Origin of the sequence: Hamadaea sp. NPDC051192, assembly GCF_040682475.1 — a bacterium.
Taxonomy (GTDB): Bacteria; Actinomycetota; Actinomycetes; order Mycobacteriales; family Micromonosporaceae; genus Hamadaea; species Hamadaea flava.
Window position 1 is genome coordinate 13,711 of sequence record NZ_JBFBAZ010000071.1, and the last position, 25,681, is coordinate 39,391.

A 25,681-nucleotide genomic window follows, 5' to 3' on the forward strand; every position below is an offset into this window, starting at 1 on the left:
GCGAACAACTGCCCAGCGAGCATCGGCTCTTGCCGTGCTCACCATCACAATGTTGATGTCGTCCGCTCTTCCTGCGCGAGCCGATGATTTCAGCGATGGGCAGTGGTACGCGTCGGCCTTGCGGCTGAGCCAGGCACAGCAGCTCAGCAAGGGTGCCGATGTCATCGTGGCGGTGATCGACAGCGGGGTGGACGCCAGCCATCCAGATCTTTCCGGGAGCGTTCTTTCGGGAGCCGACTTCAGCACGTCGTCGTCCACTAGTAGCGGTGACGGACGCCGCGACGCCATTGGCCACGGCACTGGCATGGCGAGTCTCATCGCGGGCCACAGTAAGACACACGGTGTCGCCCCGGCGGCGAAGATCCTGCCGGTGCGAGTCGGCACCGCTGAGGGAGACTCCATCGCGACAGGAGCTGGCATCCGTTGGGCAGTCGACCACGGTGCCCGCGTCATTTCGATCTCGCTGGGTAACTCGGCTCCCGACCCTCGCGAACGCGTCGCGGTTGAGTACGCACTCGCGCACGATGTTGTGATCATTGCCGCAGCCGGAAATAAGCCCGAGGCGTCAACGGTGCAATATCCGGCGAAGTTCGAGGGCGTAATCGCGGTGTGTGCGACCGATTCCAAAGGGTCCCTTAGCTCGCACTCAGTGACGGGACCGGAAGTCGCACTCTGCGCACCCGGCGAAAAGGTTTCGCACGCTGGAGCTAAGCACGGCTACTTTCTCGGTACGGGCACGTCGGACGCTACCGCGATCGTGGCAGGGGTTGCCGCCCTCCTACGCGCCAAGGATCCGCAGCTATCCGCCGCGGACGTCATTCACCGGTTGACCGTGACCGCGACAGATCGTGGTGCGGCTGGCCGCGATGCCGTGTACGGATATGGCATCGTCAACCCCGTGGACGCACTCTCGGCAACTTCGGGAGCGAGCGCAACAGCGCCGAGCACGGCGGTGCCAACTGCAACCTCATTCACAGAGCCGGCCTCACAGTCATCGCCGGGGCTGACCCTGATCCGACTCGCGTTCCTCGGCTGTCTGCTTATGGTGGTGATCGTCGTCGTCATCGGAGTGGTGCTGGCGATTCGCCGTATTAGTCGGTCGTGAGCGCGGGTTGCACCAACATCGCCGAGCTGGCCCGACGTAAACGTTGCCTCGGGTTCCTCCTGAGCGCCTCGCGGGTCAGCTTGGCTGAGTCGCTTCGCGCCGCCGCCGGATGGCCACGCTACCGTCTGATGGTGTTGATAACGGCGATGCCCAATCCCATAGCGCCGCCGAAGGCCCCACCGCCGGTCAGCATGGACTCGGCGACCCCGGCACCAGTGAGTCCCTTGAGGATGGCGGCTGAGACGGCCACCGCGGCTGACACCAGCGCGGCCTGGAAGACTCGGGAAGAGGAAGGGGCGGGCCGAGTGGCCGGGCCGGGTTTCCTTCTGCGCACTCGTGCTGTCATCGGAGGACGACTCCACCGCCGAGCAGATGATGCGTCAGACGGCTCTGCCAGTCGGCAGAGGCCCGCGCTAGTCGCTCATGTGCGGCTGTCTGATCAGCCAATGCATACAGAACGTCGAGGATCTCGGCCTGTTCGTCGAGTGTCGGCGCGGCGATCGTCAGCTCGCCCAGGGCACCAGAACTCAAGGAGGGTACAGGTGATCCTGCGGCGGCTCTGTCGCTGATCCACTTTCGGGTAGAAGCCTGCGACAGGTACGCCAATAGGTAGTGGGGATCGACTGGCGTGTCCGGGCGAAGACGGAGGCGTATCAAGTTGGTGTGCAGAACGCTCCCCTCCTGGTTCTGGTGTACGACGGCCGCTTTGCCCAGAGTTCCCGTCCTGACACATACGATGTCGCCGGCTCGAACGCGGAAATCGGACAGGGTCTTCGCCTTGTCGTGGGAGACGCGTTCGTCGTCGCTGGGATGGACTCGGCCGTCGCGTAAATGCTTGGGCATCACCACGTGAACCGTGCCGGTAGGCGTACGTTCGTTGGCCCGGAGCCTCGTGGCCGACGGGCCTGGTTGGATCTCGCAGATGTCGCGTAGCAGCAGACGTCGCCAACTGCCGGGAAGCTGCGTTGAACTGGTCGTCAGCGGCGTTCGCCAGCTCGAGGTATGGGCGCGTTCGGCTGCTTCGGCGGCCTCATTGCGCAACATGTCGAGGTCGTATTGACCCTCGCATAGGGAATCGGCGACGGTGCCGCCCTGGTCCTGCTCCTCCATGATTCGCCTGTAGTCTCCAGGGTTCAGGGAGAACCGGTTCTCCTGGATCGCGGTCATGGGGATCGCCATGCTGAGGCCTGGCGGGATGTTGGGCGACACAGTGGGCGTGCGGTCGCGTTGACCGTAGGCGGCGACGATGGCATCGAGATCATTCGTCGACAGCATGGGACGCTGGCCGACGCGTTTGCCAAGTTCGTCGGCCATGATGAACAGGACGTGATCTCCGGACTCGCCCGGTGGACTGAGAACCCAGGCCACCGGTGCGACTGCGGTTGTTCTGAACGTGTTCTTCGGCAAGGTGACGATGCACTTGACGGTTCGAGCCTCAATCAGCCGTTGGCGGATCGTGGCCTCGCTCGGTACGGCGGACCACAAGGTGCTCGGCGGCATAAGGACGACGGCGCGGCCGCCAGGGCGTAGCGATGCCACGGCGTGCTGCAGCCATGCGAAGTTCTGGCTGTTGTCGGGAGGGGCTCCAAAGGGCCAGCTGAAATCGGTGGGAGTGTGAAGGTTCCCGCCGCTGGCGTTGAACGGCGGGTTGCTCAGCGCAACGTCGGCGAACGCCGTCCGATCAGAACGAGTCCATGGTGCATGATCCAGGCGGGTGGTCGCGCGCATTTTCTGCCACCGCAGGTTCATTCCGGCATAGGCGAGCAGTTCGGGCGCGGGGCTGTCCGCGACCGCCTCAATCGGCTTCGAGAGATGGCGACTGACGGACGTGAGGAGCTCGCCGGCCCGGGCGCACGGATCGTAGACAACTGCTGGACGGGTCTGGCCGTCCACGGCGAGCCGGGCCATCAAGTCAGCGACGGACGGCGGTGTCAGTGGCGTTACGTACCGTGAGCGGGCTGCGAGGCGGTGCACGATGAGTTCGAACTCGTGGGTGGGGAGGTCCCGAGTAAGGGTGACGAGACGATTGACGTCTTCACGGCTCCCGGGGTGGATCGCAGTCAGCGCCGGGACGATGGCGGTCGGGAGCCGATCACTCGACAAGGCCACATGGAGAAGTCTGGCGATGCGCTGAAGGATGACGTCCGGCGTCTCGTGCTTCGGACTGTCGGCCGCGAGCTGGTTGAGCTGGCCAGGCGCGACGCGATGGAGGTACATGAATGCGAGAACTACGCGATAGAAGTCTTCGATCGAGCCACGTCCCCTGGCTCGCTGAGAGAGAGAATCTAGCTCCGCCAGAACAGAAGGACCCGGTTGGGTGGCTCCCGTCGTGCGCATCGACACCTGCCTTGAGTCAGTTCGGACGACTGACATGAAAGGTAGGCGTTGGCACTCGTGGACTCAAGTGCGCACTGGAGGGTGCGCACTTGAGTCCACGAACGGCCGGGGCATTCTCGTTCGCGGTTCCTCAGGCGTCGGCTTCGTCCATCCAGGCGGCGTACTCCTCGATTTCGGCGATCAGCCCGGCCGTTGCGGGATCCTTCTCGTCGATGCGGAACCAGCCGAGTACGCCGCCGGCCCACCAACTCCCGTCGTAAGCGACGAACGCAGGCTCTTGCTCGACGCTGCGTACGACTCGCACCAGCCGTGCCTCCTGCATGTCGCGCATCTGCGCATGACTGAGCCACAGGACTCGGGTGGATGTTCTCATCTCATCGCCTCGTTCACAGCCGGATCTGAGGCGGGTTGACGCCGTTGTCGTGTGCCGGGGCGGGCAAGATCTCCGCCTTCCGATGTATGGCGTGCTCGACGACGGGGGCACTGCTCATTCGGGCAGTCAGCTCGGCCCTCACGTCGGCTGCGTAGATCTCCCGCGCGACCGCGATCGCGGTGCCGAAGTCGACGTCGACTCGGGCGAGCCGAGCGACGTACGCCGTGTCCGGCTCTGCTCCTTCCGGGATGGCAAGGCCGTAGAGCCGGTCCGCCGTCCGCTGCTTGGCCAGCGTCCAAGCCACGATGATCTCGTCGATGGGCTCGTGATCGTATGCCAGGCTGACGATCGTCTCGTACACATTCCGTCGTTGCTCGGACGTAAATGATTCAGATGGCAGCAGCGTGGCGAGCTCTCGGGCCAGCTCCGGGTTGCGGAGCAGGTCCGCGAGAATAAGGTCCTCCTTGGTCGCTCGTTCGGCTCCGGAGGCAGCCGCCGATGTCAAGTGCCGGGAGCTGGCGAAGCGATCGGGCCGTTGGTGGTCGTCGGTAAACGGCGCGTAGGCAATCGCGTGCTCGGCGAGTACCTGCGCCAGCTGCCCGAGGTGGTCAACCGCCGGCCCGGTGGTGTGCCCTGCAGCCGCTGCCGCTGCGATCCCCTCCGCGTGCGCGGTGACCCTCCGCTTGAATGACGCCTCCTTGATCATGCGCGCGTACGCCGCGACGTGATCGACACGCGGTCGCTGCTCGACCAACTGCTCGAGCCATTCGGCGTCGACGCCGACGACATTGACGCGCAGCGCCACCTCGGCAACAAGCTGCGGACCGTCAAAGGCTGCCCGCAGCTCCCGGATCGCGGTCACGATTGCTCGTGCGACGTTGTGCCCGATGTCGTCGGGCTTGAGCCGGTCAACGATCGACGGCAGTTCGTCGTCGGAAAGCATGGCGCCGATGAGTGCCTGCTCTGCGCGTACCGTCAGATAGGACATTGATCCTCCTAGAGCCGAAACCGGGCTGCGGCCTGGTCGAAAGCGGCGAGTTCTTCGGCCTTGGCATCGAGCATCGCGACAGTGAGCGGGTCGTCGACCCGCACCCAGCGGCCGTCGTGCAGCGCCCACCAGTGCTCGCGGTAGCGGACCCACTCGCAGACGGTCTCGCTCAGCGTCCGCGCGTCCCCACGCTGGAGGGCGTCGCGGATGATCGAGTCCGCGAGCACGTCACCGTTCGTCGTGCCGCTGGCCGTCAACATCGACGGTGGTACGCCCAGGAGCGGGTCGCCGCCGAGCCACACCGTTCGGAGTTCGACGTCGGTGGCCGCGAGTTTGGGTGTGGCCTTGTGCCCGGCCCGACATCCGGGTGCGTAGAAGGTCTTCGCGGCCTGGACAACCTGCCGCAGTTCGGCGTGCCAGTAGCGGGCAGCCTGGGCGGAGGGTTCCGTCGCGGTGTAGATCTCCTCGCGCCAGGCCTTGAGCGTCCACAGTTCCTCGACAAGGCCGGGGTGCTGAGGCCAGCAGTCCGGCAGCCGACTGTCGCGCGACAGCTCGTAGCGATCGTGGAGCCAGATGGCCCACTCGACGAGTTCTACCCAGGCGGTCTTACGTTCGACTGCGGTGAGCTGGTGCCACTCGCGCAGAGGGGGCGTTCCGCGACCACGGGACTGTCGGTCCCCGGCTCTACGCATGCGAGGTGGCATGCCGTCGGCTCGGCCGCCCGGTCGCATCCGGGCGATCGGCGGGTTGCGCTGGTCAATCTCGGTCACCGGCCCTCCCTGAGAAGGTGGCGGGCCTGTTCGACGGCACCGGCGTACGCCTTCGCGTCGGGGCCCTCGTAGTGGCGGATCATGCGGGTCTTCACTGCAGGGGTGGTGGCGTGGATGATCAGAGCCTCCCGCTTCGCTTCGGAGAGAGTCCGCACCGCGTCGGAACTGATCGTCTTGCGGTCGACAACGTGCGTGTTGAAGCTGGTACCGCTTGGCCCACGCTGCGGTGTCGTGACTGTCTCGCGGTACTCGCCGGCCAGCCGGGAGAGGTCCTCGAGTTCGTCGCCGGTCAGTCCGCCGAGGGCGATCTTCACGGTGGCTGCGCCCCACAGCATCTCTGCGCGTTCGCGTCCCCATCGCTGCCGCGCTTGGGCCAAGTTCTGCAGAACGGCGATGATGAAAATGCCGGAGCCTCCGGCGTACGACATCAGGGCCGGGAGACTCGGGAGTGGAACGACGTTGGCGACCTCGTCCAAGAACAACCCGAGCGGTGGGTCGAGTCGCTCTCCGTCGGAGACGTCGGCGAGGCGCTTGGCGATGATGGTGATTTCGTCGACGAAGGCGGAGATGAGGGGCGCGAGTTGTGCGGCCTGCTTCTCGCTGACCATCAGGTAGATCGTTCCGTTGCTGCGCAGGAAGCCCTCGATGTCGAAGCACTCTCCGGCCGCCGGGCAGAACGTGTCGTGAGCAGACTTCGTCAGCAGCGGTCCGAGGCCGGTCAAGACCGTGGCCCACATGTTGGAGCGGGTTTCGGTGGGCGAGTTGTAGATCGTCTCGAGCATCGGCCCGACGTGCGGGTGCGCACCATTGGCTGCCGCGAGGAGCTTGACCGGTTCGTCGTCGGTCTCGTTGAGCGCCCAGCGTAGAACGTCGTCGAGGGTGCGGTCGGTGACGGCGGCGATGTGTAGCCAGCCGGCGAGTAGGTTCGTGGCGGTCAGGCCGAAGAATCCCGCGTTGGTGGAGTCGGAGTGGTCCGTCTTGCCGACGGTGACCATGATGTCGGCGCGTTCGCGAGCCTTATCGAACTCGCGGCATCCGTCCAGGGGCGACCATCGCAACCGGCACGCGCCGATGTCGCCGCTGAGGTCCATGATCGCTATTGGGCCGCGCTCGCGGCGAAGCGTCAGCGTGTTGTGGAGGACGTCTGGGCGGACCGACGTGACTAGCGCCGGGCCGGGCCAGTCCTTGAGCCACGGGATGATTACCTGCGAGGTCTTGCCCTGTCGCGGTGCGGCGAGAAGAAGTACAGAGTTGTCGACGGTGGCGGCCAGCTCGATCCGCGACGGGACCGCTCGGCCGAGGCTGACTGCGATGTCCTCGATTTGCGGTTGGCCGGTGAGGCTCGGTCGCAGCCGAGGAGTCCGGGCGAACACGGCGCGCCGAGAGAGGGTCGCTTCGAGCTGCTGGCGCGATGCGAAACCGCGGAGCTGCCGACTGCGGGCGAGACGCCTGGCGACAACCACGACCATGGTGATTATCAGGGCGAGGACCAGCAACGCCGCGACGTAGATCCCGAATGTCCCCGGCAGATCGTTCCGGGCCGCTTCCGGCCAAGCCTGGCGAGGGTCCCGCCAGTTCACCGGCAATCTGAGGGCGACGGCGAACGAGTCGGAGAAGCTTGCCCTGGGCCAAGTGAGGCGGAATAGCAACCCGGAGATCTGGCCCGTGAGCCACGTTCCGATCGTGGCCATTGCGGCCAGGCCGAGCCCGGCCACGATGGCGTACTCGGCGGGCCCGTCGAGGGCTCCGGTGCGCGCTGTCGTGACCTCCGTCTGCATCAGACAGACATCCGTTCGTTGGTCCAGTAGAGCCTGCGCTCCTGGGGCGACAACACGACCTGAACTACGTGGGACGATGTCCGCCCGATTTTCCATACGGCGCGGCCGAGTTGCTCGCCGGACCAGGAGGCGATGTGTGCGCATTCGGTGTCGGTCAGGCCGATTGCGTCTCTGGTCATCGCCAGGGGAGCCGTGTCCTGACGCAGGCAGATGCGTACGTCGCAGCTTGCGATGAGGTTCCGGGCGATAGTGACCTCCTCGGAGCCCTGGGCGCCGACGGCTTCGAAGTCGGCCAGGCGGTGGGTCGCCAGCACCTGGATCGTGCCCTGAGCCCGAGACAGTCGCAGATCCGAGTCCACCTTGCGGATCATCGCCGGTACGCGCATCGCCCGCCACAGCTCGTCGCGTACGACGAGGCGTACTGGGCCGCCAGGCTCATCGATGGCGGCTTGACCCCAGCTGCTGACACAGGCGAGCGTCATCGCCACTGTCTCGTCTCCACGGCCGTCGATGCGGGACAGGTCGACGGTCTGGATGGGTGCGTTGAAGTCGGGCCGGACGGTGGTCGGCCCGTCGAAGAGGCCGGAAAGTGAGCCCTGGACCATGTTGCCCAGGGCGTCGGCCGCCGGACGGATCATCTCGCGCAGCTCGTCGGTTCCGCGTACGCGCAACTCGCGAGCGATCTCCGGCAGCGGGTCACGCAACAGCGACCACACCTCGGGGATGGTCGGATCGGCAAGCCGGGACGCGCCGATGGCCTGGCCCGAGGCGTGCTTGATCGCCAGCGACAGGACCGCTTCCTCGGTAGGGGTCAGGTCGCGGCTGAGTCGCATCACCAGTAACGAGGACAGCAGGCTGATCCGCCTACGGTGGATCTCGTCGAGCCGTTCCCGCAGCTGCTCGGCCTCGGTGGGCAGGTTGGCTCCCAACGGCCCGGAGTCGAGCGGATTGAGCCGCGCGCCAAGGCCAGGACCCAGTTCGACAGGGTCAACGCCGAGCGCACGGGCGAGGGGTGCGTACTCGTTCTTGATGTCCCCAAGGACGAACGTCTTGACGCCGTACGCCATCAGCCGAAGCGCGATCGCCTTGATGGTCGCGGACTTGCCAGCCCCGGGGACGCCGGTGATGAGCAGGTTGGGATTGGTGATCAGACCACGATGTAGCCACTCGATCGGATGGCAGGAGAACGCGCCGCCGGACAGACAGTCCACGCCGATGTAGACGCCGACCGGGGGCATCGACTGCCCGTAGAGCCATGGGTAGAGGCCCTGAATCTGGCCGGTCGAGCCGCGGAACGTCGGAATCGGTGGCGTGATGGGTGCCCGACCGGCGAACGGTCGTGCCCACCCACGCCGAGGCGGAGTTGGCTCGGTCCGTTCACGAACAGTCTTGACGCGGGCGGGCTTGCCCGGGGCAATGGCTGTCGTGCTGAGCAGGCGCGCCATGTCGGTGACTGGCAGATCGGGGCCCTTCTTACGGAACATGGCCGGTCACCAACGCTTCTTGGGCAGGCCGAAGCCGAGCGGCAGCGCGCTCATGGCGAAGCCCACGTCCTGGGCGTACCACATGCGGCGTATCTCGATCCGCGCAGCGGCGGCGTCGGCTTCCAGCGCGGCGCAAGCGTCCTCGATCTCCTCCACATCGGTGACGGTGAGGGTCACGTACGCGGTGAATCGCACGAGACCGTGTCCAGCGGCCCGTTCGGCGTCCTGCGCCTGGGCGCGGTCGAGCGCTGCTTGCTCATGCTCGGGCACGATCTGCCCGGTGCGCTGTCGCATCCGCACCGCGACCGACCGAGCCGTCCGCTCCCGCATCACCTCCCGCTCGGCCTCGCGCGGGCCGAGGGGCTCTATGTGCACCGAGAAGGCGCGGCGGTGTTGCCCCTCCCCAAGCAGCGGGGCCAAGACCGTCGAGTACACCTGGTTGCGGGGCCAGTCGTGCACCCAGTACGTAACCGACTGCGCGCCGTCGTGCGCGTACACATTCGGCTTCGCCTCGGCGGCAGCCGGACCTGCAAGCGCCGGATCGATGCCAGCAGGTAGACCGCCTCCAACGGCGAGGGGAGCGGTCGCGTTGGCCCGGCGCTCGGCCAGGTGGCGTCCTGAGTGCGGATCGAACGCCGTCCGCAGCACTTCGGCGAGGTCGCGCGGCCCCAGCCACGCTTCGATCTGCAGGTCCGCGCCGGCGATCGACGACTGCAACGCCCGTAGGTGCCTAGTCAGGACCGCCGCGGCGCCCGCGGTCCCGCCGCCGGCGCCCTTGATCGCCGTGCCTGCTCGCCGTTCATCCATCGTGAAGGCGAGGTACGCGTCACGCTGCGACGTCGCGAGGGTCGCTGTGGCGAGGAGGCCCGACGTGATCTCCACGGCGGCCGCGGGTGCAGTGTCGGAGACATGGTCGGCGTGCCAGCGCCGCAGAGCGGCACCAGACTCCGGCACGATCCGCTGCAGGGCCTGGACCCGCACGATGGGATTGCCCTCGGTGCACAGCCCGGACAGCAGCCCACCCCAACCTGCGACCCGCTGATCGCGCCGCTGCGAGTCGACCAGCCCAATACCCGGGAACCGCACCTTCGCGACGGCCGTGTAGGTGCGGTCCAGGCGGTGGTATGCCACGGCGAGCGGACCGCCGCCGGGCATCTGAGCATCCAGGATCTTCAAGGGCGCGAGTACGCCCGGCAGGTCCATCGGCTTCGGTCCCGTACCGGCGGAGGGGGCGAAGGCGGCGGACGCGAACTTGTGCCGGTTGCGGGACTTGACCAAGTGGTACGAGATGAAGGCGACGAGCCACTCGTCGACCGTCCGGCCGCCGAGTCGTAGGAACGCCAGTACGCCGAGCGCCGTGGCGACCGGCCAGCACACGACGGCGGCGCTCATGCGTGACGCGGCGAGCGGCCAGATGCCGAACAGAACGGAGGCGGCGATCATCAGCGCCCGTTGCGCTGATAGGCCGAAGAGGAAGGCCACCTTCTCCTGCTGCCAGCCGAAGTAGGTGCGGATGCTCGGGCTGTCGTTGTCGGTGGTCATCACTTACCGACCTCCTCGATCGGGCTGCGGTGCGATTGGTCGGGCAGATTAGGCACCGCCGCTGGGGCGGGTGGTGCTTCGGGCCGTTCCTGGACAGCCGCCGTGGCCGCAGCCGAGACGGGGGCTGTGTGCTGGACATGGCCGCCGGGCGGTGCGTACGGCACGGTCGTGTGAAGACCGGCATGACCGGCCGTCGCTTCCATGCGGTTGGTCATTGAGTTCGCGGCTTTCTGCGCCATGTCGATTCCGGCCTTGGCGATCACGAGCGGGATCGCGACGGATCCGGCTGCGCCAGTGGCCGCGCCGGAACCGCCCGCTCCAGCGGCACTCCCGCCGCCGGCGAAGCCCGCCATGGTGCGGCCCTCGGCCGCTTGGCTGAACTGCGCAGGGTTGACGCCGACGGGTCCGCCTCCGCCCGACATCTTCCCGCCGACGAATCCGAGCGCGGCACCGAGACCCGCGCCGCCGCCGGTCTGCACCGAGGCGAAGGTGAAGAATCGTCCGATCGCGGGCCACGCGAGTGCCGCAAGCAGCAGGATCAGCATTCCGGCCAGCAGCGTTCCGACTTCTTTGCTGTCGGTCTGGCCGACCATACTGAAGCCGAGGCCGAAGACCAGGGCGATGATCGGCTTGAGGATGATCAGCTGGACTGCGGCCGAGACGAGCTTGGACCACCACGTCTTCGTCGTCTCGGACACCTGTCCCGCGGCAGCGATGGGGGAGGTGGCGACGAGCACAGCGATCGCCGCGTTGCGCAGGAGCAGCTCAAACCACAACACGACGATGAGCACGATGCCGAGCACGGCGAGGACAAGGACCAGAGACGGATACCAGCCAGGGTCAAATGAGAACAGCGCAGTCAGCTTGTCCTGCAAGCCTTTCGGTGAGCCGAACGCCTTGTTCACTATGTATGCGGTCAGCTCGTCGGCTGCGAGCAAGCTCGTCCCGGCGACCGTGAGCGTCAACATGAACGCCAACGCAGCTTTGCCGAGGCCGACCAACCCGTGTGCCAACGCCGACCCGTCACGCGTGAATGCCGTACGGATCACCTGACCCAGCAGCAGAATCGCGGCTACCGACGCAGCCAGGCCGAGGCTGATCGCGTACACGCTTCGGACGCCGCCAGATGTGACGTTGACCGGAGGGATAGCGACGAAGACGTCCGCGAACTGCTTCATCAGGCCGGTGGCCGCATCGGCGAACGATTTGCACACGGACTCCCACGCCGAGGAGGCAGCACCCCCGATGACGTCGCCGACGATGTCACCCGGCGTGCACCCGGTGGGATTCGTGAGCGGATCGCAGGTGGTGATCATCGCCGAAGCTCCTGCCAGCCCTTGGCGATCGCGTCAGCTGTGCCGGGTCGTGCCGCGAGCGGGTTGTAGTCCGTCTCCTTGGTCACCCCAGGCTTGAGGACCTTCCAGTCGTCATCGGCCCAGTGCATCTCCAGCGGCCACACGCCGACCTCGGATTTGATGCCCTGGCCCGGCGTACTGGTCGTGTAGTAGCCGAGGAGCAGCACGACGACCTTGTCAGCAGACACGTCCCGAATCTGGTATGCGACGGGGTTCAGCGCGACCGACGCGCCCTGAGGCAGGTCGCCGCTGGCCGACATCCCGAGAGCCTTGCGCGTGTTGACCGGGCCCTTGGCAAAGTAGTCGGGAGCCAGCTCGAAGGAAGGATCGGCAATGATCCGCCCGACGGTGGCGGCTCGATCCGGCTCCAGCGTCGACCCGAACTGTGTCGCGTACTCGGCGGCGGCCGAGACCGATCCCACCGTGGAATGCGGGTATCCGACCGAGACACCATTGAGGACGCGGGATCCCCGGACCAACGTCACCGGGCCAAGCACGACGGGCGGTGCCGAAATCGAGGCTGCGGCGGCGGGACTCGTGGTCGCGCCCGGATCGATTGCTGTGCCCGTCGGTACATCAGGCTTCGCCGTCGACAGCTTGATGGTGCCGCCGATCGCGAGAACAGTCAGCAGCGCTGCGCCGACCAGCACGGCTCTACCGCCCCGGCGTGGCTTCGCCAGGAAGTCGTTACTCATCGCGGACGCCGGATCAGTTGGCAGCGGCGAAGACGCTGTTGACCAGTGGGATGGCAATCGCAGTCGCGATCACACCGCCGAGCGACCACACGAACGCCGACTTGCCCTTCTCGGCGGTGTCCGGGCGGTTGGACAGCTTGCCGATCGCCATCATGCCGCCTGACGCGCACGCCGCGATCGCGCACGCGATCAGTGCGCCCCACTTCACGTACGACAGCAGAAGGCTGATGCCGTTCGAGCCGCCGGTTGGATCGGCCGGCGCGGGGTTCGGAACATCAGCGGCGATGCTCACCAACGTGTGAACGACATGCGTCACCATGGACATGAGGGGGCTCCCACCGTGAGGGTTTGCGGTGCCCACGAACTGCGGGTTCACGCCCGACGAAAGGGCCTTCACCAGCGGCGTTAGCCGCAGTTTGTGGCGGGAGCCACATTAAGTGATCTCATGGCGGCGCTGTCAACCCGCAGTTTATGTGATCCGATTCATCTTCCCTACGCGGTTAGCTGGCGCTAATCTGCTTCTTTCTGTGCCCAGAGCCCAGGGGAGCGGAGGTGAAGGCCGGACATGGGTGACGATGAGGCCGAAAACGCCGCACCTAGCCTCGCTGAACGATTGAGTCACCTCTTCGAGACGGTCCATCCGGCTGGGCGCGGTCCGTACACCAACTCCGAGGCCGCCAACTTGATCAACAAGCAGGCAGGCCGCGACGTGATCACCTCGGTCTACCTGTGGCAGCTGCGTACTGGCAAGCGGCGCAACCCGAGCCAGGACAAGCTCGCGCTGATCGCGAAGTTGTTCGACGTGCCTCTGGCGTACTTTACCGACGACGCCTCCGAGGCCGAGACTGCGGCGCGGCTGGAGCTGATGGTCGCGCTGCGGGAAGCCGGCATCCGCGAGATCGCGATGGAATCCGTCGGCCTGTCGGACCAGAGCCTGCGCGTCATTCTCGACATGGTTCGCAACGCCCGTCGTCTAGAAGGTCTGCCTATGAACCCGGCGGATTCGTAGGCGATTTCGCACCGTCGAGCGCGACATAGCGTGCGAAAACTGCATCTCGCCCATGATCCATCAGCTAGCCTGAGAACGATCTTTAGGCAGGTTTCAGTGCTGCTGGGGAGGGTGATCATGGATGATCCGCGTCTTCGCGGGGTCGTCGTGCCCCACCCGTTCGATCTCGATGAGTTCCGCCTGAACCTTGCACGCCAGCGCGGCCGTCCGCTTTATCTTCACGACCTCCCGGCAGAGGCGACAGCGCTTACGGCCACCGGCGGCATATGGCTACCAACCGCGATGGATGATCACATCTTCATCCCATGTGACCTCGTAGACGTCGCGCGCGACCGGGTGACGCTGCGGCACATCGGTCACATGGTTTATGAACACCGCACGGTCGTGGCTGACGGCTTCGACCTGCTGCTCGCCCACGGTCTGACCGCGTACGACTACTCCGCCGAACAGATCGCCGAAGCCGAAGCCTTCGCGGCACACATTCTTGCCGTCGCAAACTCATGATCAGCAGATATTGACAAGTCGGGGGCGTTATCGATTAGCCTCACCAGGCACGTTAGCCACAGCTAGTAGCTGACGGGCCGTCAGAGCGCTGACCCGTACGCCCTGGCGATGGACCCCAGCCGAGGACACCGCATGCATCCCCGCCACCCCCGCGGGCCGCGATGAACATCAAGCTCGCCGGCCTCGCCGCCCTAAGCCCCTTCGCCCTCGTGCTCGCCATCGCCATCGGCGCCGCGGGAGCGGGCGTACTCGACCCGAGCCCCGCGTCAGCGTTGGCCGGTTGCTGGGAGCCGGTCACCGCCGGGACCGTCGTCAACAGCGTCACGCTCGACGCCGACCAGGTAGGCAACGCACAGATCATCTACGCGGTCGGCGTCCAACTCGGACTCCCGATCCGCGGCGAGATCATCGCGATCGCCACCGCCATGCAGGAGTCCAGCCTGCACAACTCCGCCGTCGCCACTGATCACGACTCACTCGGCCTTTTCCAACAACGGCCATCCCAAGGCTGGGGCTCACCGGCCCAGCTCACCGACCCGGTGTATGCCTCTAGGGCGTTCTACAACAAGCTCGTCAAGATTGCTGGCTGGCAGACGATGCCTTTGACACAGGCGGCTCAAGCCGTCCAGCGGTCCGCCTTCCCCGATGCGTACGCGACGTGGGAGCCGCTCGGGACTCGGCTGGCCGCGACGTTCAGCGGGGCTGCCGCGGCTTGCTCGGCCGACAACGGGATCGACATCCCCGGCGACAGTGTCACCACGCTGCCGCCGAGCTACAAGATTCCAGCGGGTACGCCGCTGAAGGCGGCTATCGCGGTCGCCTGGGCGTTGCGGCAGCTCGGTACGCCGTACTCGTGGGGCGGATCTTGTACAGCTCCGCACTCCGGAGACCCAGCCAAGCAGTGCGACTGCTCATCGTTGGTGCAGCAGGCATACCGCCACGCCGGGATCTCGCTGCCACGGGTCACCTACGACCAGGTCAACGTCGGCACGCCTGTGTACGACGTCAAGTACCTCGTCGCGGGCGACCTCATCTTCATCCCGGGGAGCGACGGAACGTACGAGCACCCCGGCCACGTCGGGATGTACATCGGACACGGCCTGATCGTGAACGCGCCGCAGACCGGCGAACTGGTGAAGATCAGCAGGCTGGCCGGATACTGGCAAGATCACATCGCTGCGGTCCGTAGGCCAGTTAACTAGGACTCATCACATCTAATGCAACTGTTCGGCTCGTTCCAGGTAACCGCGCCGTCCGTTGCAGGCGTGTACCTCGGCGCGCGTTGAAGGCACCAAATGTCATGCCTTTGGCAAATTCGTTGCTCCGACAGCCTCCGGGCGGGCATCACGGTTCGATAACGATGTCGACGTCATCCGGCCGTTTGATGATCGGCTAGTCGGCCCAGCCCTGAGGTGACCTTGTGTAGTTACAGCACTTCGATCTCTGCCGTGGAGTCGAGGAGGTCGATCTGTATTCGGGCAAATCATAGGATGCAAGACCACGCCCGATGATCACCTTAGGGGCACGCGGATGTCGGTCGAGATTCCTAAAGTGTGCGCACTACTCGATCTTCGAAGGAGCCACGGGTGGGCACACGGTCTTCGCTTCAGCTTGTCGGTGGGCGTCAGTCCAGACGTAGTCGCGTGCTAGCGGCACTGCTTTTACTGTTCCCGATAGTCGGCGCCTCGCTAGCTCTCGGGGGTCGGACGGCTTCGGCGGCAACGCCTGCGTGCTCGACCGAGGCGGCGGACGTGGGCGCCGCCGTAGCGATCGCCACGGCATGCGGGCGGGCTGTGGAGTCCACTGCGGACCGTACCGAGCAGTCGCAGACGTTCGTGAATCCGGATGGGACCGCCACATTCAAGGTGTCGTCGGTGCCCCAGCGCGTCCACCGCAGTGACGGGTCGTGGGTGGCGGTGGACACGACGCTGCATGCCGTCGCAGGCGGCTGGCAGCCGGTTGCGTCGGCTGCTGATGTGACGTTCTCCGATGGTGGTACGACTCCGCTGGTGACGTGGCGGGAGCATGGTCACATGTTCACCGTCTCCTGGCCTTCGCCGCTTCCGGCGCCTACCGTGTCGGGCGATACGGCGGTGTATGCCGTGTTTCCGGATGTCGATCTGACGGTGACCGCCAGCCGGACTGGCTACAGCCACGCCCTGGTGGTTAAGACTGCGGCCGCAGCGGCGAATCCTGCCGTGCAGCAGGCGCATTATCTGCTAGGCGGCGATCTTCAGGTTCAGGCGAATGCCGACGGTGGCCTATCGTTGCGCGACGGCTCTGGAGCAGAGGTCGCGACGAGCCACGCGCCGGCGATGTGGGACTCGACATTCGACCCCGCCGCCGCAGGCGAGGTCCTGCCCGGAGTGACGCCTGCACAGGCCGCGAGCGCGTCGACGACGATCGAGTCGGAGGAAACCAGCGTTGATGATGGGCTCACGTCGAGTCCGATCGAACCAGGCATCGGCGCCGTCACGGCTCCGGTGGAGGTGGCGGTCAACGGCAATGAGATGATCGTGACGGCGAACCCGGTCCTGCTGTCGGACCCGGATGCCACCTTCCCCATCTTCATCGACCCGCCGTTGAACAACCTTCGCTCGAAATGGGCGTACGCCGACAGCGGCGACGTCAACAACAACAACGACAGTCGCATGTGGGTCGGGCACAACGAGGCCGATGGCCGCAACTACCGCTCGTACTTCGAGTTCGATGTGTCGGCCCTGCGCGGGAAGACGATCATCTCGGCGGAGGTCGACGCCGTCTTGGACCACTCGTACTCGTGCGATGACACGTGGGTGCACCTGTATCGGCCCGGCGGCAATATCACGGTCGCGTCCGGTGGGCGGATGGCGTGGTCGACCCGGCCGCTGGGGTCGCTGGCTGCGGCGCACCTGGACGCCTGGGAGGGTCACGCGAACGAGGCGGGCGGATGCGGCACCATTCAGCCGGACATGCCCGCCATCTTCGACTCGGTACTGATCAAGCCCGATTTGCAGGCGGCCGCCACGGCGAACTGGACGATCTACACCTTGGGCCTGTGCGCCTGCAACGAAACCGACCAGTACGAGTCGACGCAGGATCGGTGGAAGAAGTTCTACAACGACAAGACTTACCTGGTCGTCACCTACGACCTGAAGCCGAACGCCCCCACCGCGCAGCCGCTGTCGACGACGACCGACTGCTACAAGGCGTGCACCTCACCGGCGGTGGTGCGGACCACCCAGCCCACCCTCACCACGACCGTGTCCGACCCGTACGGCGGGCAGCTGCGCACCCTATTCGAAGTCCGCGCCGCCGCGTCCGACACCGCGACCCTGGTGACCGACAACTCGACTGCCCTGGTCACGACGACCACGTCCGGGTCGGCGACAGGCACCGCCAGCTGGCAGGTTCCGACCGGAAAGCTCGTCAACAAGACCACCTACTACTGGCGGGCCCGCACCTACGACGAGAACAACCTGACAGGCGACTGGTCGGCCTGGCAGACCCTGAGCGTCGACGCGACAGCGCCACAAACGCCTACCGCCGAGTCCAGCCAGTACCCCGAGAAGCAGTGGGGGAGCGTCGTCGGCACGGCGGGACAGTTCACCTTTAGCGAGCTGCCGCCCTACGACAAGCTCAACCCCAACGCAGTGCGGTTTTCCGACGTAGTCGAGTTCACCTGGTGGGTCGACGGCCAAGGCGGAACCACGACCACGGCAGCAACGATGCAGACAGGCTGCGAGACAACGTGTTCCGCGCTTGCCACCGTCTCGTTTAACCCCGCGACTGACATGGTCAAGACCATGCATGTGAAGGCTCTAGACGCGGCCGGCAACGTGGGACCGACGATCGATTACCAGTTCTGGGTGTCACCGCTGGCCAACCGATGCTGGCATTGGAAGCTGAACGAAGCGTCCGGCACGACCGCAACAGATTCGGGTAACACCGACAGCACCGATCCGGTCTGCGCGCCCATCGGCACATCCGTTACACCGATGCCCGGCACCCTCGCGGGGAACGTGGCGTTCAGCACCGGATACCTCGGAAACGCCGCGATCTTCACCGGCACCGGCGGCCAGATCACCACCGGCAGCGCCGTCGTGGACACCACGAAGAGCTTCAGCGTGGCCGCATGGGTCAACCCCTCCAGCCTGGCCGCGGACGCGACGATCATCAGCCAGGACGGCGTCAACGCAAGCGGCTTCCAGCTGAACTTCGACAAGCAGGCCAACTCCGGCGCGGGTGGCTGGTGCTTCACTGTGCGCCCGTCGGACTCCACGACCGTGACACCCGTGGCCACGTGCGCTGACGGCCAGACTGTCGGCCTACCGGCCACCGGCACGTGGGTGCATGTCGCGGGTATCTATGACGCCACGACCGGTGCGATCACGGTGCACGTCTCCGGCGGCTCGGAAAGCTGCGCCGGCGAGACCAACTCGACAACGTTCACCACGCCGTGGTCGGCCACCGGCTCGCTGGCCATTGGGCGCGCCGAGACCGGCGAGGCGTGGCTGGGCGGCATCGACGCCGTTCACGCCTACACCCGAGCACTGTCCACCACCGACATCTGCAAGCTCGCCTTGCAATGATCGCGATCAGGTTTGGCGGACCCATTCTTGGCCCGCCAAACCTGATCCTCCGTGCCGCCGCCGCGGCTCCATCGCACGTCTACAGCCCGCGCTGATCTTTGGGGAGGACTAGCCATGGCCCACCAAGCACGAGACCTGCTCAGATTCCGTCACTTCCGTCGCGGCAGATGGGCCAGGATCGCCGGCCCGGTCGCCGTGATCGTCACAGCGAGCCTGCTGGCCGCGCCCGCCGTCGCTGCCGATGGGGCACCGTGGACACCGCCCGCCCCGCAAGGCAGCGGTGGAGTCCCGGTCGTCAACAAGAAGATCGCCGTTGCCAAGACAAAGTCCGATGACGCTCACACGGTCCGTGGCCCAGGGTCCGTCACCTGGCCGCAGGCTGACACCGCTGTGGCCGAGCTCGCTAGCAACACAAGCTCGACGACGTTGACGACCGCCGGCTCGCTGCCGATCAAGATCGGCCGCTCGGTGTCGGACGTGGGCGGCACAGCAGCACGCGTGGCTGGCAGTGACCTGGGTAAGGTCGCCGTCACCGTGCACGATCGTGCCTCGGCCGACCGAGCCGGTGTGTCCGGGCTACTGATGTCGCTACGACGCGACGACGGCAACTTCGCCACGGCTGCCGTGAACGTCAATCTGGACTACAGCGGGTTCTCCAACGCCTACGGCGGAGACTGGTCGTCACGACTACGACTGGTCGCAATGCCCGCCTGCGTACTGTCGACCCCGGCACTGGCCGCCTGCCACACCGCGACCCCGATCGCCTCGCGGAACAATCCGGCATCGCGAACCCTGACCGGTGACGTGACCATCGCCGGTGCGACGGCGACGGTGCTAGCGGCCACCGCCGGACCGAGTGGCGACAACGGCGACTATACCGCCACCAGCCTTTCGCCTGCCGGCACGTGGCAGGTTGGCACCCAGACCGGTGACTTTTCCTGGTCGCTGCCGCTACGGGTCCCGCCCGCACTCAACGGGCCGGCACCGAAGCTGACCATCGGCTACTCGTCGGGCAGCGTCGACGGGCTCACCGGCACCGACAACACCCAAGGCGGATGGATCGGCGACGGCTGGGAATCGTGGCCTGGCTTCATCGAGCGTAACTACGCCTCCTGCGACGACGACAACCCCGACCACAAGACCGGCGACCGTTGCTGGTTTACCTCCAACGCCACTCTGTCGATGGACGGCCACGCCGGAGAGCTGATCCAGTCCGGCAACGTGTGGCGGCTCAAACACGACGACGGCACCAAGATCGAAAAGCTGGCCAACGCGAGCAACGGCAACGGCGACCAGACCCGCGACAGCGACGGCAACATCGTCGCCGAAGGCGAGTACTGGAAGGTCACCACCACCGACGGCACCCAGTACTACTTCGGCTACCACAAGCTGCCCGGCTGGACCTCCGGCAATGCGGTAACCGACTCGGTGTTCACCGCCCCGGTGTACGGCAACAACGCCGGTGAGCCATGCCACGGCAGCACCTACGCCGCGTCCTACTGCCAGCAGGCCTGGCGCTGGAACCTGGACTACGTCGTCGACCCCAACGGCAACAGCATGGCCTACTTCTACAAGAAGGAGACCGGCGCCTACGGCCGCAATCTCGACGCCGACCAGCGCACCACCTACGACCGCGGCGGCTACCTCGACCACATCGACTACGGCATGCGCCAGAACGCCGAATACTCCCAAGCCGCCCCCCTGCGCGTCGCATTCTCAACCGCAGAGCGATGCCTGTCCGGCTGCTGGACCGGCACAGCCTGGACCTCCGACCCGAACAAATCAGCCTGGCCCGACACCCCGTGGGACCAGTTCTGCAAAGCCGCCCCGTGCACTGACCAGCTCTCACCCACGTTCTGGTCCGCCCGACGACTGACCAAGGTCACCACCCAGGTCCGCAACGGCACCTCGAGCTATGCCGACGTCGAGTCGTGGACACTACGACAGCAATTCGTCAACGCCGGAACCGGCGAAGGCACGCCACTGTGGCTGGCCGGCGTCACCCACACCGGACACGTCACCACCGCCGGAGGAACGGCGGTCAGCGAGCCCGAGATCACATTCGACCACGGCTCCGAACCCCTGCCCAACCGGGTCGACGGACCCAACGACAACCGCACCGCGTTGAACCGGTGGCGCATCAAAGCCATCAACACCGAGTCCGGCGGCCAGATCAACGTCACCTATTCGCCGATCTCCGACTGCAGTCGCGCCAACGCACCCAACCCGGAAACCAACACCAGCCGCTGCCGGCCGGCCTACTACTCGCCATCCGGAACCCCGACGCTGGACTGGTTCCACAAATACGTCGTCACCCAGATTGACCTGGACGACATCGTCTCCGACCAACCCACCCAGACCATCTTCTACGACTACCTCGGCGGAGCCGCCTGGCATTACAACACCGACGAGCTCACCAAAGACAAGTACCGCACCTGGGGCGACTGGCGTGGCTATGGACGCGTCCAGATCCGCAAGGGCGACCCACTGGGTCAGCAGACCGCCGAAGAGCACCGCTACCTGCGAGGCATGGACGGCGACCACGCACCCAGCTCACCCGGCGACGTCCGCGACGTGTGGGTGAGCGACACCTGGAGCGGCACCATCGAAGACCACGAAGCCCTCGAAGGCTTCGAACGCGAAACGATCACCTTCGACGGACCCGGCGGCTCCGAAGTCTCCTCCACCGTGACCGAGCCGTGGAAGACCGGTCCGACCGCGACCCGAACCCACACCATCGTCGGCTCGACCACCACGGTCACCACGCAGGCGTGGAAGACCAACACCGGAACCGTCCGGCAACGTACCGCACTGGCCGCCGGCGGCTTCCGCACTACGAAGAACACGACCGGCTACAACACCGACGGCCTGCCGACCACCCAGGACGACTTCGGCGACGAAAACCTCACCGGCGACGAAACCTGCACCCGCACCAGCTACGCCCGAAACGACACCACCTGGATGATCAACCGCGTGTCGCAGACCGAGACCCTATCGGTTTCCTGCGCCAACGCCACCACCCCGGCTGCCCCGTCGACCGTGCTCAAACGCCAGCGCACCTTCTACGACACCTACGTCGACGACAACTCATTCGGCGCCGCACCCACCGGCGGCAACGTCGTACGCACCGAAGACCTCGACACATGGACCGGCACCACCCCCAACTACGTGCGCACCGCCACCAACACGTATGACCCCAACGGGCGAGTCGTCGACTCCACCGACCCCCGCGGCTACATCACCCACACGGACCTGACAACCGCCAACGGCGGCCTCGTCACCCAGGTGAAACTCACCAACGCCAAGGGCCACTACACGACCACGCTGAAGGAACCGGCCTGGGATCTGCCCACCCAAACCATCGACGCCAACAATGTCGTCACCGACCTTGCCTACGACGGGCTCGGACGGCTGACCAGCGTGTGGCTACCCGGACGGGCTAAGGCCACGCAGACGCCGTCGACCAGGTTCACCTACCAGATCCGCAACGTCGCCACCACACCCGCCAAACCCACTGCGGTGACCACCGAGACGCTCCTCCCGACCGGCACTGCCTACCGTAAATCCATCACCCTCTACGACGGCTTCCTACGCCAACGACAAAACCAGACCCAGGCTACCGGCGGCGGCCGGACCATAACCGAAACGTTCTATGACAAGGCGGGCAACACCGCGTGGACCTCCCTGCCCTATCACGACACGACCAACACCGCAGTGCAGGACGTTCTCGGCGGTCCGCAAGGTGAGATCCCGTCCAAGACCGTGCACATCTACGACGGTGCCGGCAGGGAGACGATGACCCAGCAGTTCGCCAGCGGCGTCGAAGACCTCACCGCCCGCACCGTTACCAGTTACGGCGGCGACCGCACCCACACCACCCCCGCTCAGGGTGGCACCGCCACGACCATCATCACCGACGTCCAAGGCAACACCGTTGAACTCCGTCAATACCATTCGGTCGCGGACCTCGGCAGCACCGATCCGGCCACCTACGATGCCACCCGGTACACCTACGATCTGCTCGGCCAGCAAACCAAAATCGAAGACGCGGCCCACAACGCCTGGACCACGACCTACGACCTGCGCGGCCGCGCCACCCACACCACCGATCCGGACAAGGGCACCGTCGACAATGCCTACGACGACGCGGGCAACATCAAGACGGTAACCGCCCCTCTAGGCACCGGCACCGCCACCGTCGCCTACACCTACGACGAACTCGGCCGCAAACTCACCATGCGCGACGACTCGACAACCGGCACCATCCGAGCACAGTGGGTCTACGACACGCTGGCCTATGGCAAGGGCAAACTCACCTCCGCCACCCGATACGTGGGCACCGACGCGTACATCACACAGACCGACACCTTCGACACCTACGGCCGACCCACCTCACAGTCGGTAATCCTGCCCGCCACCCAATCCGGCCTGTGCGCGTCCACAGCCACCAACACCTGCCAGTACACGACCAGCACGACCTATCGGGCCAACGGCCAACCGTTCACGACCACCCTGCCCGCTGCCGCCGATCTGACCAGCGAAAAACTCACGTACGGCTACACCGACGTCGGCGACGAAGGCACCCTACTATCCGCCGCTCAGATCTACGTCTACTCGCTGACCTACAACAAGCGCGGCCAACTTACCCAGCGTGTCCTCGGTGAATACGGCTCCCGGGTCAGCGTCAACTACAACTACGACGAACCCACTCGCCGCCTGACGAGCTCTAACGTCCTGCCCGAGGTCGGCTCCGAGCTGGCCAACTACAGCTACACCTACGACGGCGCCGGAAACGTCACCAAGATCACCGACGCGCCGGGTGGGCAGACCGCGGACTATCAGTGCTACAACTACGACTACCTACGCCGGGTTACCAGCGCCTGGACCCCCGGCGGCGGTGACTGCACGACCGCGCCCAATGTCGGCGCATTGGGCGGCCCAGCCAAGTACTGGCAGGACTTCACCTACGACGTCACGGGCAACCGCAAGACTGAAACCAACTACGCCTCGACCGGCAACACCACCTACACCTACAACTATCCCGCGTCAGGGTCCAATTCGGTTCGTCCGCACACGGTCACCAACATCGCGGCAACCGGGGCGGCCACCTGGAGCCGCAACTACACCTACGACAACACCGGCAACACCAAAACTCGCCCCAACAGCAACGGCAGCACCCAGACGCTGACCTTCGACCGCGAAGGCCATCTCACGAGCCAAGTCGACGGCACAGCCACCACCAGCTACATCTACGATGCCGACGGCAACCGGCTCATCCGCACCGACGCCACCGGAAAAACCGCCTACCTAGCAAACGGGCTCGAAGTCCGTTACACCACTTCCACCAGCGCCAAGACCGCAACCCGCTACTACACCCACCACGGCGACACCATCGCCATCCGGACGGCGGCGGGCGTCAGCTGGATCATCAGCGACCACCACGGCACCGCCGAACTCACCATCAAAGCCAGCGACCTCACCAGCGCCAAACGCCGCAGCATGCCATTCGGCGCACCACGCGGTACCACCGGCACCTGGGCTGCCGGCATGGACAAAGGATTCGTCGGCGGCACCAACGACCCACTCGGACTGACCCACCTCGGCGCCCGCGAATACGACCCGTTCACCGGACGGTTCATCAGCGTCGACCCCAAGATGGACCCCAACGACCCCCAATCCCTGCACGGCTACCTGTACAGCAACAACAACCCTGCAACGTTCACCGACCCGCTCGGCACCGACTGGTTCGACGGCCTCGTCCAGGGCTGGCTCGACGTCAACCAGGCACCCGTCGAAGGCTTCATCAACCTCATGAACGCCGAGGCAAAGGTCCAAAGCGACCTGGTCATATCGGTGTTCGACCCGAACGTCTCAACCAAGGAAGCATTCAACAACTACGTCGACGTCCAGGTCGGCGTAGCACACGCCGCCGTTACAGCGCCGATCACCACCGCCGTTGAGGCATGGGACGAGAGCGCCGCCACCATCGAGGCACTCTCGGAAGGCGACATGGAGTCCGCTTTCCACCACGGATACGTCGCGGCCGCAGACACCGCGTACACCGCGATGTACCTCGTGCCAGGCGCGGGTGCGGCACGTACGGGAGCCGCGGCGTCAGAGGCTGGTCTTGAGGCGGCTGCATATGGTGCACGCACCGTTAAGGCAGCGGAGGTTGGCAGCAGCAAAGCGACCGTGACAGCGGGCTACAATCGGTTTACCGGCCGAGTAGCTGCGGGATGCAATAGCAATCCAACCGGATGTGCCGAAGCCGATGTTGAACGTCAAATCGGTTTCAGGGGATTCTTCTCCTTCCTAAATCCAGTCGCGCTCCGGTTCACCAAGGCAATTCGTCCGCGGAATGGCAAGGAGGTACCTATCTGCACATACTGTCAGGCCAAGTACCCCCCCAAGATGTTCCCGAAGGATGTGAAACCCCAGCAAGGCGGCAGTTGGAAACGGAACCATCCGGGAGACGAGTGGTGAACATGGGGATGCGCATGGATGAATGGTTCGCTGTCGAGTCGGACCCGCGGACGCCCGCGGAGGCGGCGTTCCTAAACGAGGTACGCAACCTAGCAGACGGACTAGCACTGGCCGGCGTGAGGAAGCCGGATACGCAATGCTGGCTGTTCGAGGATGATCAGGGAATCTGGATGATGCTGCACTTAGACCTTGCCTCGGATGACACAGTGCTCGACGTTTTGAGGGTTGACTACGGAGACGGTGCCATCGTCGGAGGTCGGAGCCCGGGCATGTTGAACTGGGATGCTGAACGCCGCTATGTCGACTGTGGAGTGGATCTTGCTGATCCGACGATGCTCGGCATACGCGAAGAGGGCCCGCCCGAAGTCCTCGCAAGGAGCGTGACGGCATGGTTCGTCGAGTCAGCCCGAAGCCTAGCAAGGCTTCGAGGACAAAATTGACGCCACCGCTCCACGTAGCCACGCGGACAGCCTGGCGCGCGAGGTGCAGGCGAACGGGCAACGAGTCGCGGCAGTAGGGCGGCGCGTCTGATCGCTGGCTCAATTCAGCAAGCGGGTAGCGGGGGTGGCCGGGGGGGGGGTACCGCGCCCGCCGCCGGGGGGTTGGGGTGGGTGGGGGCGGGGGGGGTGGCGGGGGGAAAAAACAACCAACTTGTATTTGGGGTTTGGGGCGGGGGGGGTACGGGTT

The 25,681-nt window shown here is 65.7% G+C and carries 17 protein-coding genes; 7 read left to right on the top strand and 10 right to left on the bottom strand.

Going from position 1 to position 25,681, the window contains the following annotated elements:
- Positions 1-34 precede the first annotated feature (34 nt).
- Positions 35-1,105, top strand: a complete 1,071-nt coding sequence (locus AB0M47_RS26225) for a S8 family serine peptidase (protein WP_363418622.1) — start codon at positions 35-37, stop codon at positions 1,103-1,105.
- A 342-nt stretch (positions 1,106-1,447) separates the two neighbouring features.
- On the opposite strand, the gene AB0M47_RS26230 is transcribed toward AB0M47_RS26225, so the two are convergent.
- From AB0M47_RS26230 to AB0M47_RS26275, 10 genes are all read right to left on the bottom strand, one after another.
- Positions 1,448-3,442 carry an N-6 DNA methylase gene (locus AB0M47_RS26230; protein WP_363418624.1) on the bottom strand — a complete coding sequence of 665 codons (1,995 nt, stop codon included), beginning with the start codon at positions 3,440-3,442 and terminating at the stop codon, positions 1,448-1,450.
- Between the two features lie 130 nt (positions 3,443-3,572).
- Positions 3,573-3,815 carry a hypothetical protein gene (locus AB0M47_RS26235; protein ID WP_363418626.1) on the bottom strand — a complete coding sequence of 81 codons (243 nt, stop codon included), beginning with the start codon at positions 3,813-3,815 and terminating at the stop codon, positions 3,573-3,575.
- Between the two features lie 13 nt (positions 3,816-3,828).
- Entirely contained in the window at positions 3,829-4,803 is a 975-nt protein-coding gene (locus tag AB0M47_RS26240) for a DnaB-like helicase N-terminal domain-containing protein (RefSeq protein ID WP_363418628.1), read from the bottom strand.
- Positions 4,804-4,811: 8 nt separating this feature from the next.
- Complete coding sequence (locus AB0M47_RS26245; protein ID WP_363418630.1) at positions 4,812-5,573, bottom strand: hypothetical protein; 762 nt, start codon at positions 5,571-5,573, stop codon at positions 4,812-4,814.
- The gene (locus tag AB0M47_RS26250; RefSeq protein ID WP_363418632.1) at positions 5,570-7,351 is read right to left on the bottom strand and encodes a TraM recognition domain-containing protein; all 1,782 of its coding nucleotides are present in this window, start codon (positions 7,349-7,351) and stop codon (positions 5,570-5,572) included. The genes AB0M47_RS26245 and AB0M47_RS26250 overlap by 4 nt, the downstream gene beginning before the upstream one ends.
- A complete protein-coding gene (locus tag AB0M47_RS26255) occupies positions 7,351-8,589 on the bottom strand; it encodes a type VI secretion protein (protein ID WP_363418634.1) in 1,239 nt (412 codons plus the stop codon). The genes AB0M47_RS26250 and AB0M47_RS26255 overlap by 1 nt, the downstream gene beginning before the upstream one ends.
- A 252-nt stretch (positions 8,590-8,841) precedes the next feature.
- Positions 8,842-10,377 (bottom strand): SCO6880 family protein, encoded by a 1,536-nt coding sequence (locus AB0M47_RS26260; protein WP_363418636.1) that lies wholly within the window; start codon positions 10,375-10,377, stop codon positions 8,842-8,844.
- Positions 10,377-11,693 (bottom strand): hypothetical protein, encoded by a 1,317-nt coding sequence (locus AB0M47_RS26265; RefSeq protein ID WP_363418638.1) that lies wholly within the window; start codon positions 11,691-11,693, stop codon positions 10,377-10,379. The genes AB0M47_RS26260 and AB0M47_RS26265 overlap by 1 nt, the downstream gene beginning before the upstream one ends.
- On the bottom strand, positions 11,690-12,427 hold the full coding sequence (locus AB0M47_RS26270; protein WP_363418640.1) for a hypothetical protein: 738 nt from the start codon (positions 12,425-12,427) through the stop codon (positions 11,690-11,692). Before AB0M47_RS26270 ends, AB0M47_RS26265 begins: the two co-directional genes overlap by 4 nt.
- A 13-nt stretch (positions 12,428-12,440) precedes the next feature.
- Positions 12,441-12,752 carry a hypothetical protein gene (locus AB0M47_RS26275; protein ID WP_363418641.1) on the bottom strand — a complete coding sequence of 104 codons (312 nt, stop codon included), beginning with the start codon at positions 12,750-12,752 and terminating at the stop codon, positions 12,441-12,443.
- A 240-nt stretch (positions 12,753-12,992) separates the two neighbouring features.
- On the opposite strand from AB0M47_RS26275, the gene AB0M47_RS26280 reads away from it, so the two are divergent.
- The 6 genes from AB0M47_RS26280 (at position 12,993) to AB0M47_RS26305 (ending at position 25,434) form a co-directional block, all read left to right on the top strand.
- Positions 12,993-13,436, top strand: coding sequence for an XRE family transcriptional regulator (locus AB0M47_RS26280; RefSeq protein ID WP_363418643.1), 444 nt, complete (start codon positions 12,993-12,995; stop codon positions 13,434-13,436).
- A gap of 117 nt (positions 13,437-13,553) precedes the next feature.
- On the top strand, positions 13,554-13,940 hold the full coding sequence (locus AB0M47_RS26285; protein WP_363418646.1) for a hypothetical protein: 387 nt from the start codon (positions 13,554-13,556) through the stop codon (positions 13,938-13,940).
- Between the two features lie 161 nt (positions 13,941-14,101).
- Positions 14,102-15,142, top strand: a complete 1,041-nt coding sequence (locus AB0M47_RS26290) for a C40 family peptidase (RefSeq protein WP_363418648.1) — start codon at positions 14,102-14,104, stop codon at positions 15,140-15,142.
- Positions 15,143-15,583: 441 nt separating this feature from the next.
- The gene (locus AB0M47_RS26295; RefSeq protein ID WP_363418650.1) at positions 15,584-18,511 is read left to right on the top strand and encodes a LamG-like jellyroll fold domain-containing protein; all 2,928 of its coding nucleotides are present in this window, start codon (positions 15,584-15,586) and stop codon (positions 18,509-18,511) included.
- Positions 18,512-18,706: 195 nt separating this feature from the next.
- Positions 18,707-24,994, top strand: a complete 6,288-nt coding sequence (locus tag AB0M47_RS26300) for an RHS repeat-associated core domain-containing protein (protein WP_363418652.1) — start codon at positions 18,707-18,709, stop codon at positions 24,992-24,994.
- 14 nt (positions 24,995-25,008) lie between these two features.
- Positions 25,009-25,434 (top strand): hypothetical protein, encoded by a 426-nt coding sequence (locus AB0M47_RS26305; RefSeq protein WP_363418654.1) that lies wholly within the window; start codon positions 25,009-25,011, stop codon positions 25,432-25,434.
- The last annotated feature ends 247 nt before the right edge of the window (positions 25,435-25,681 follow it).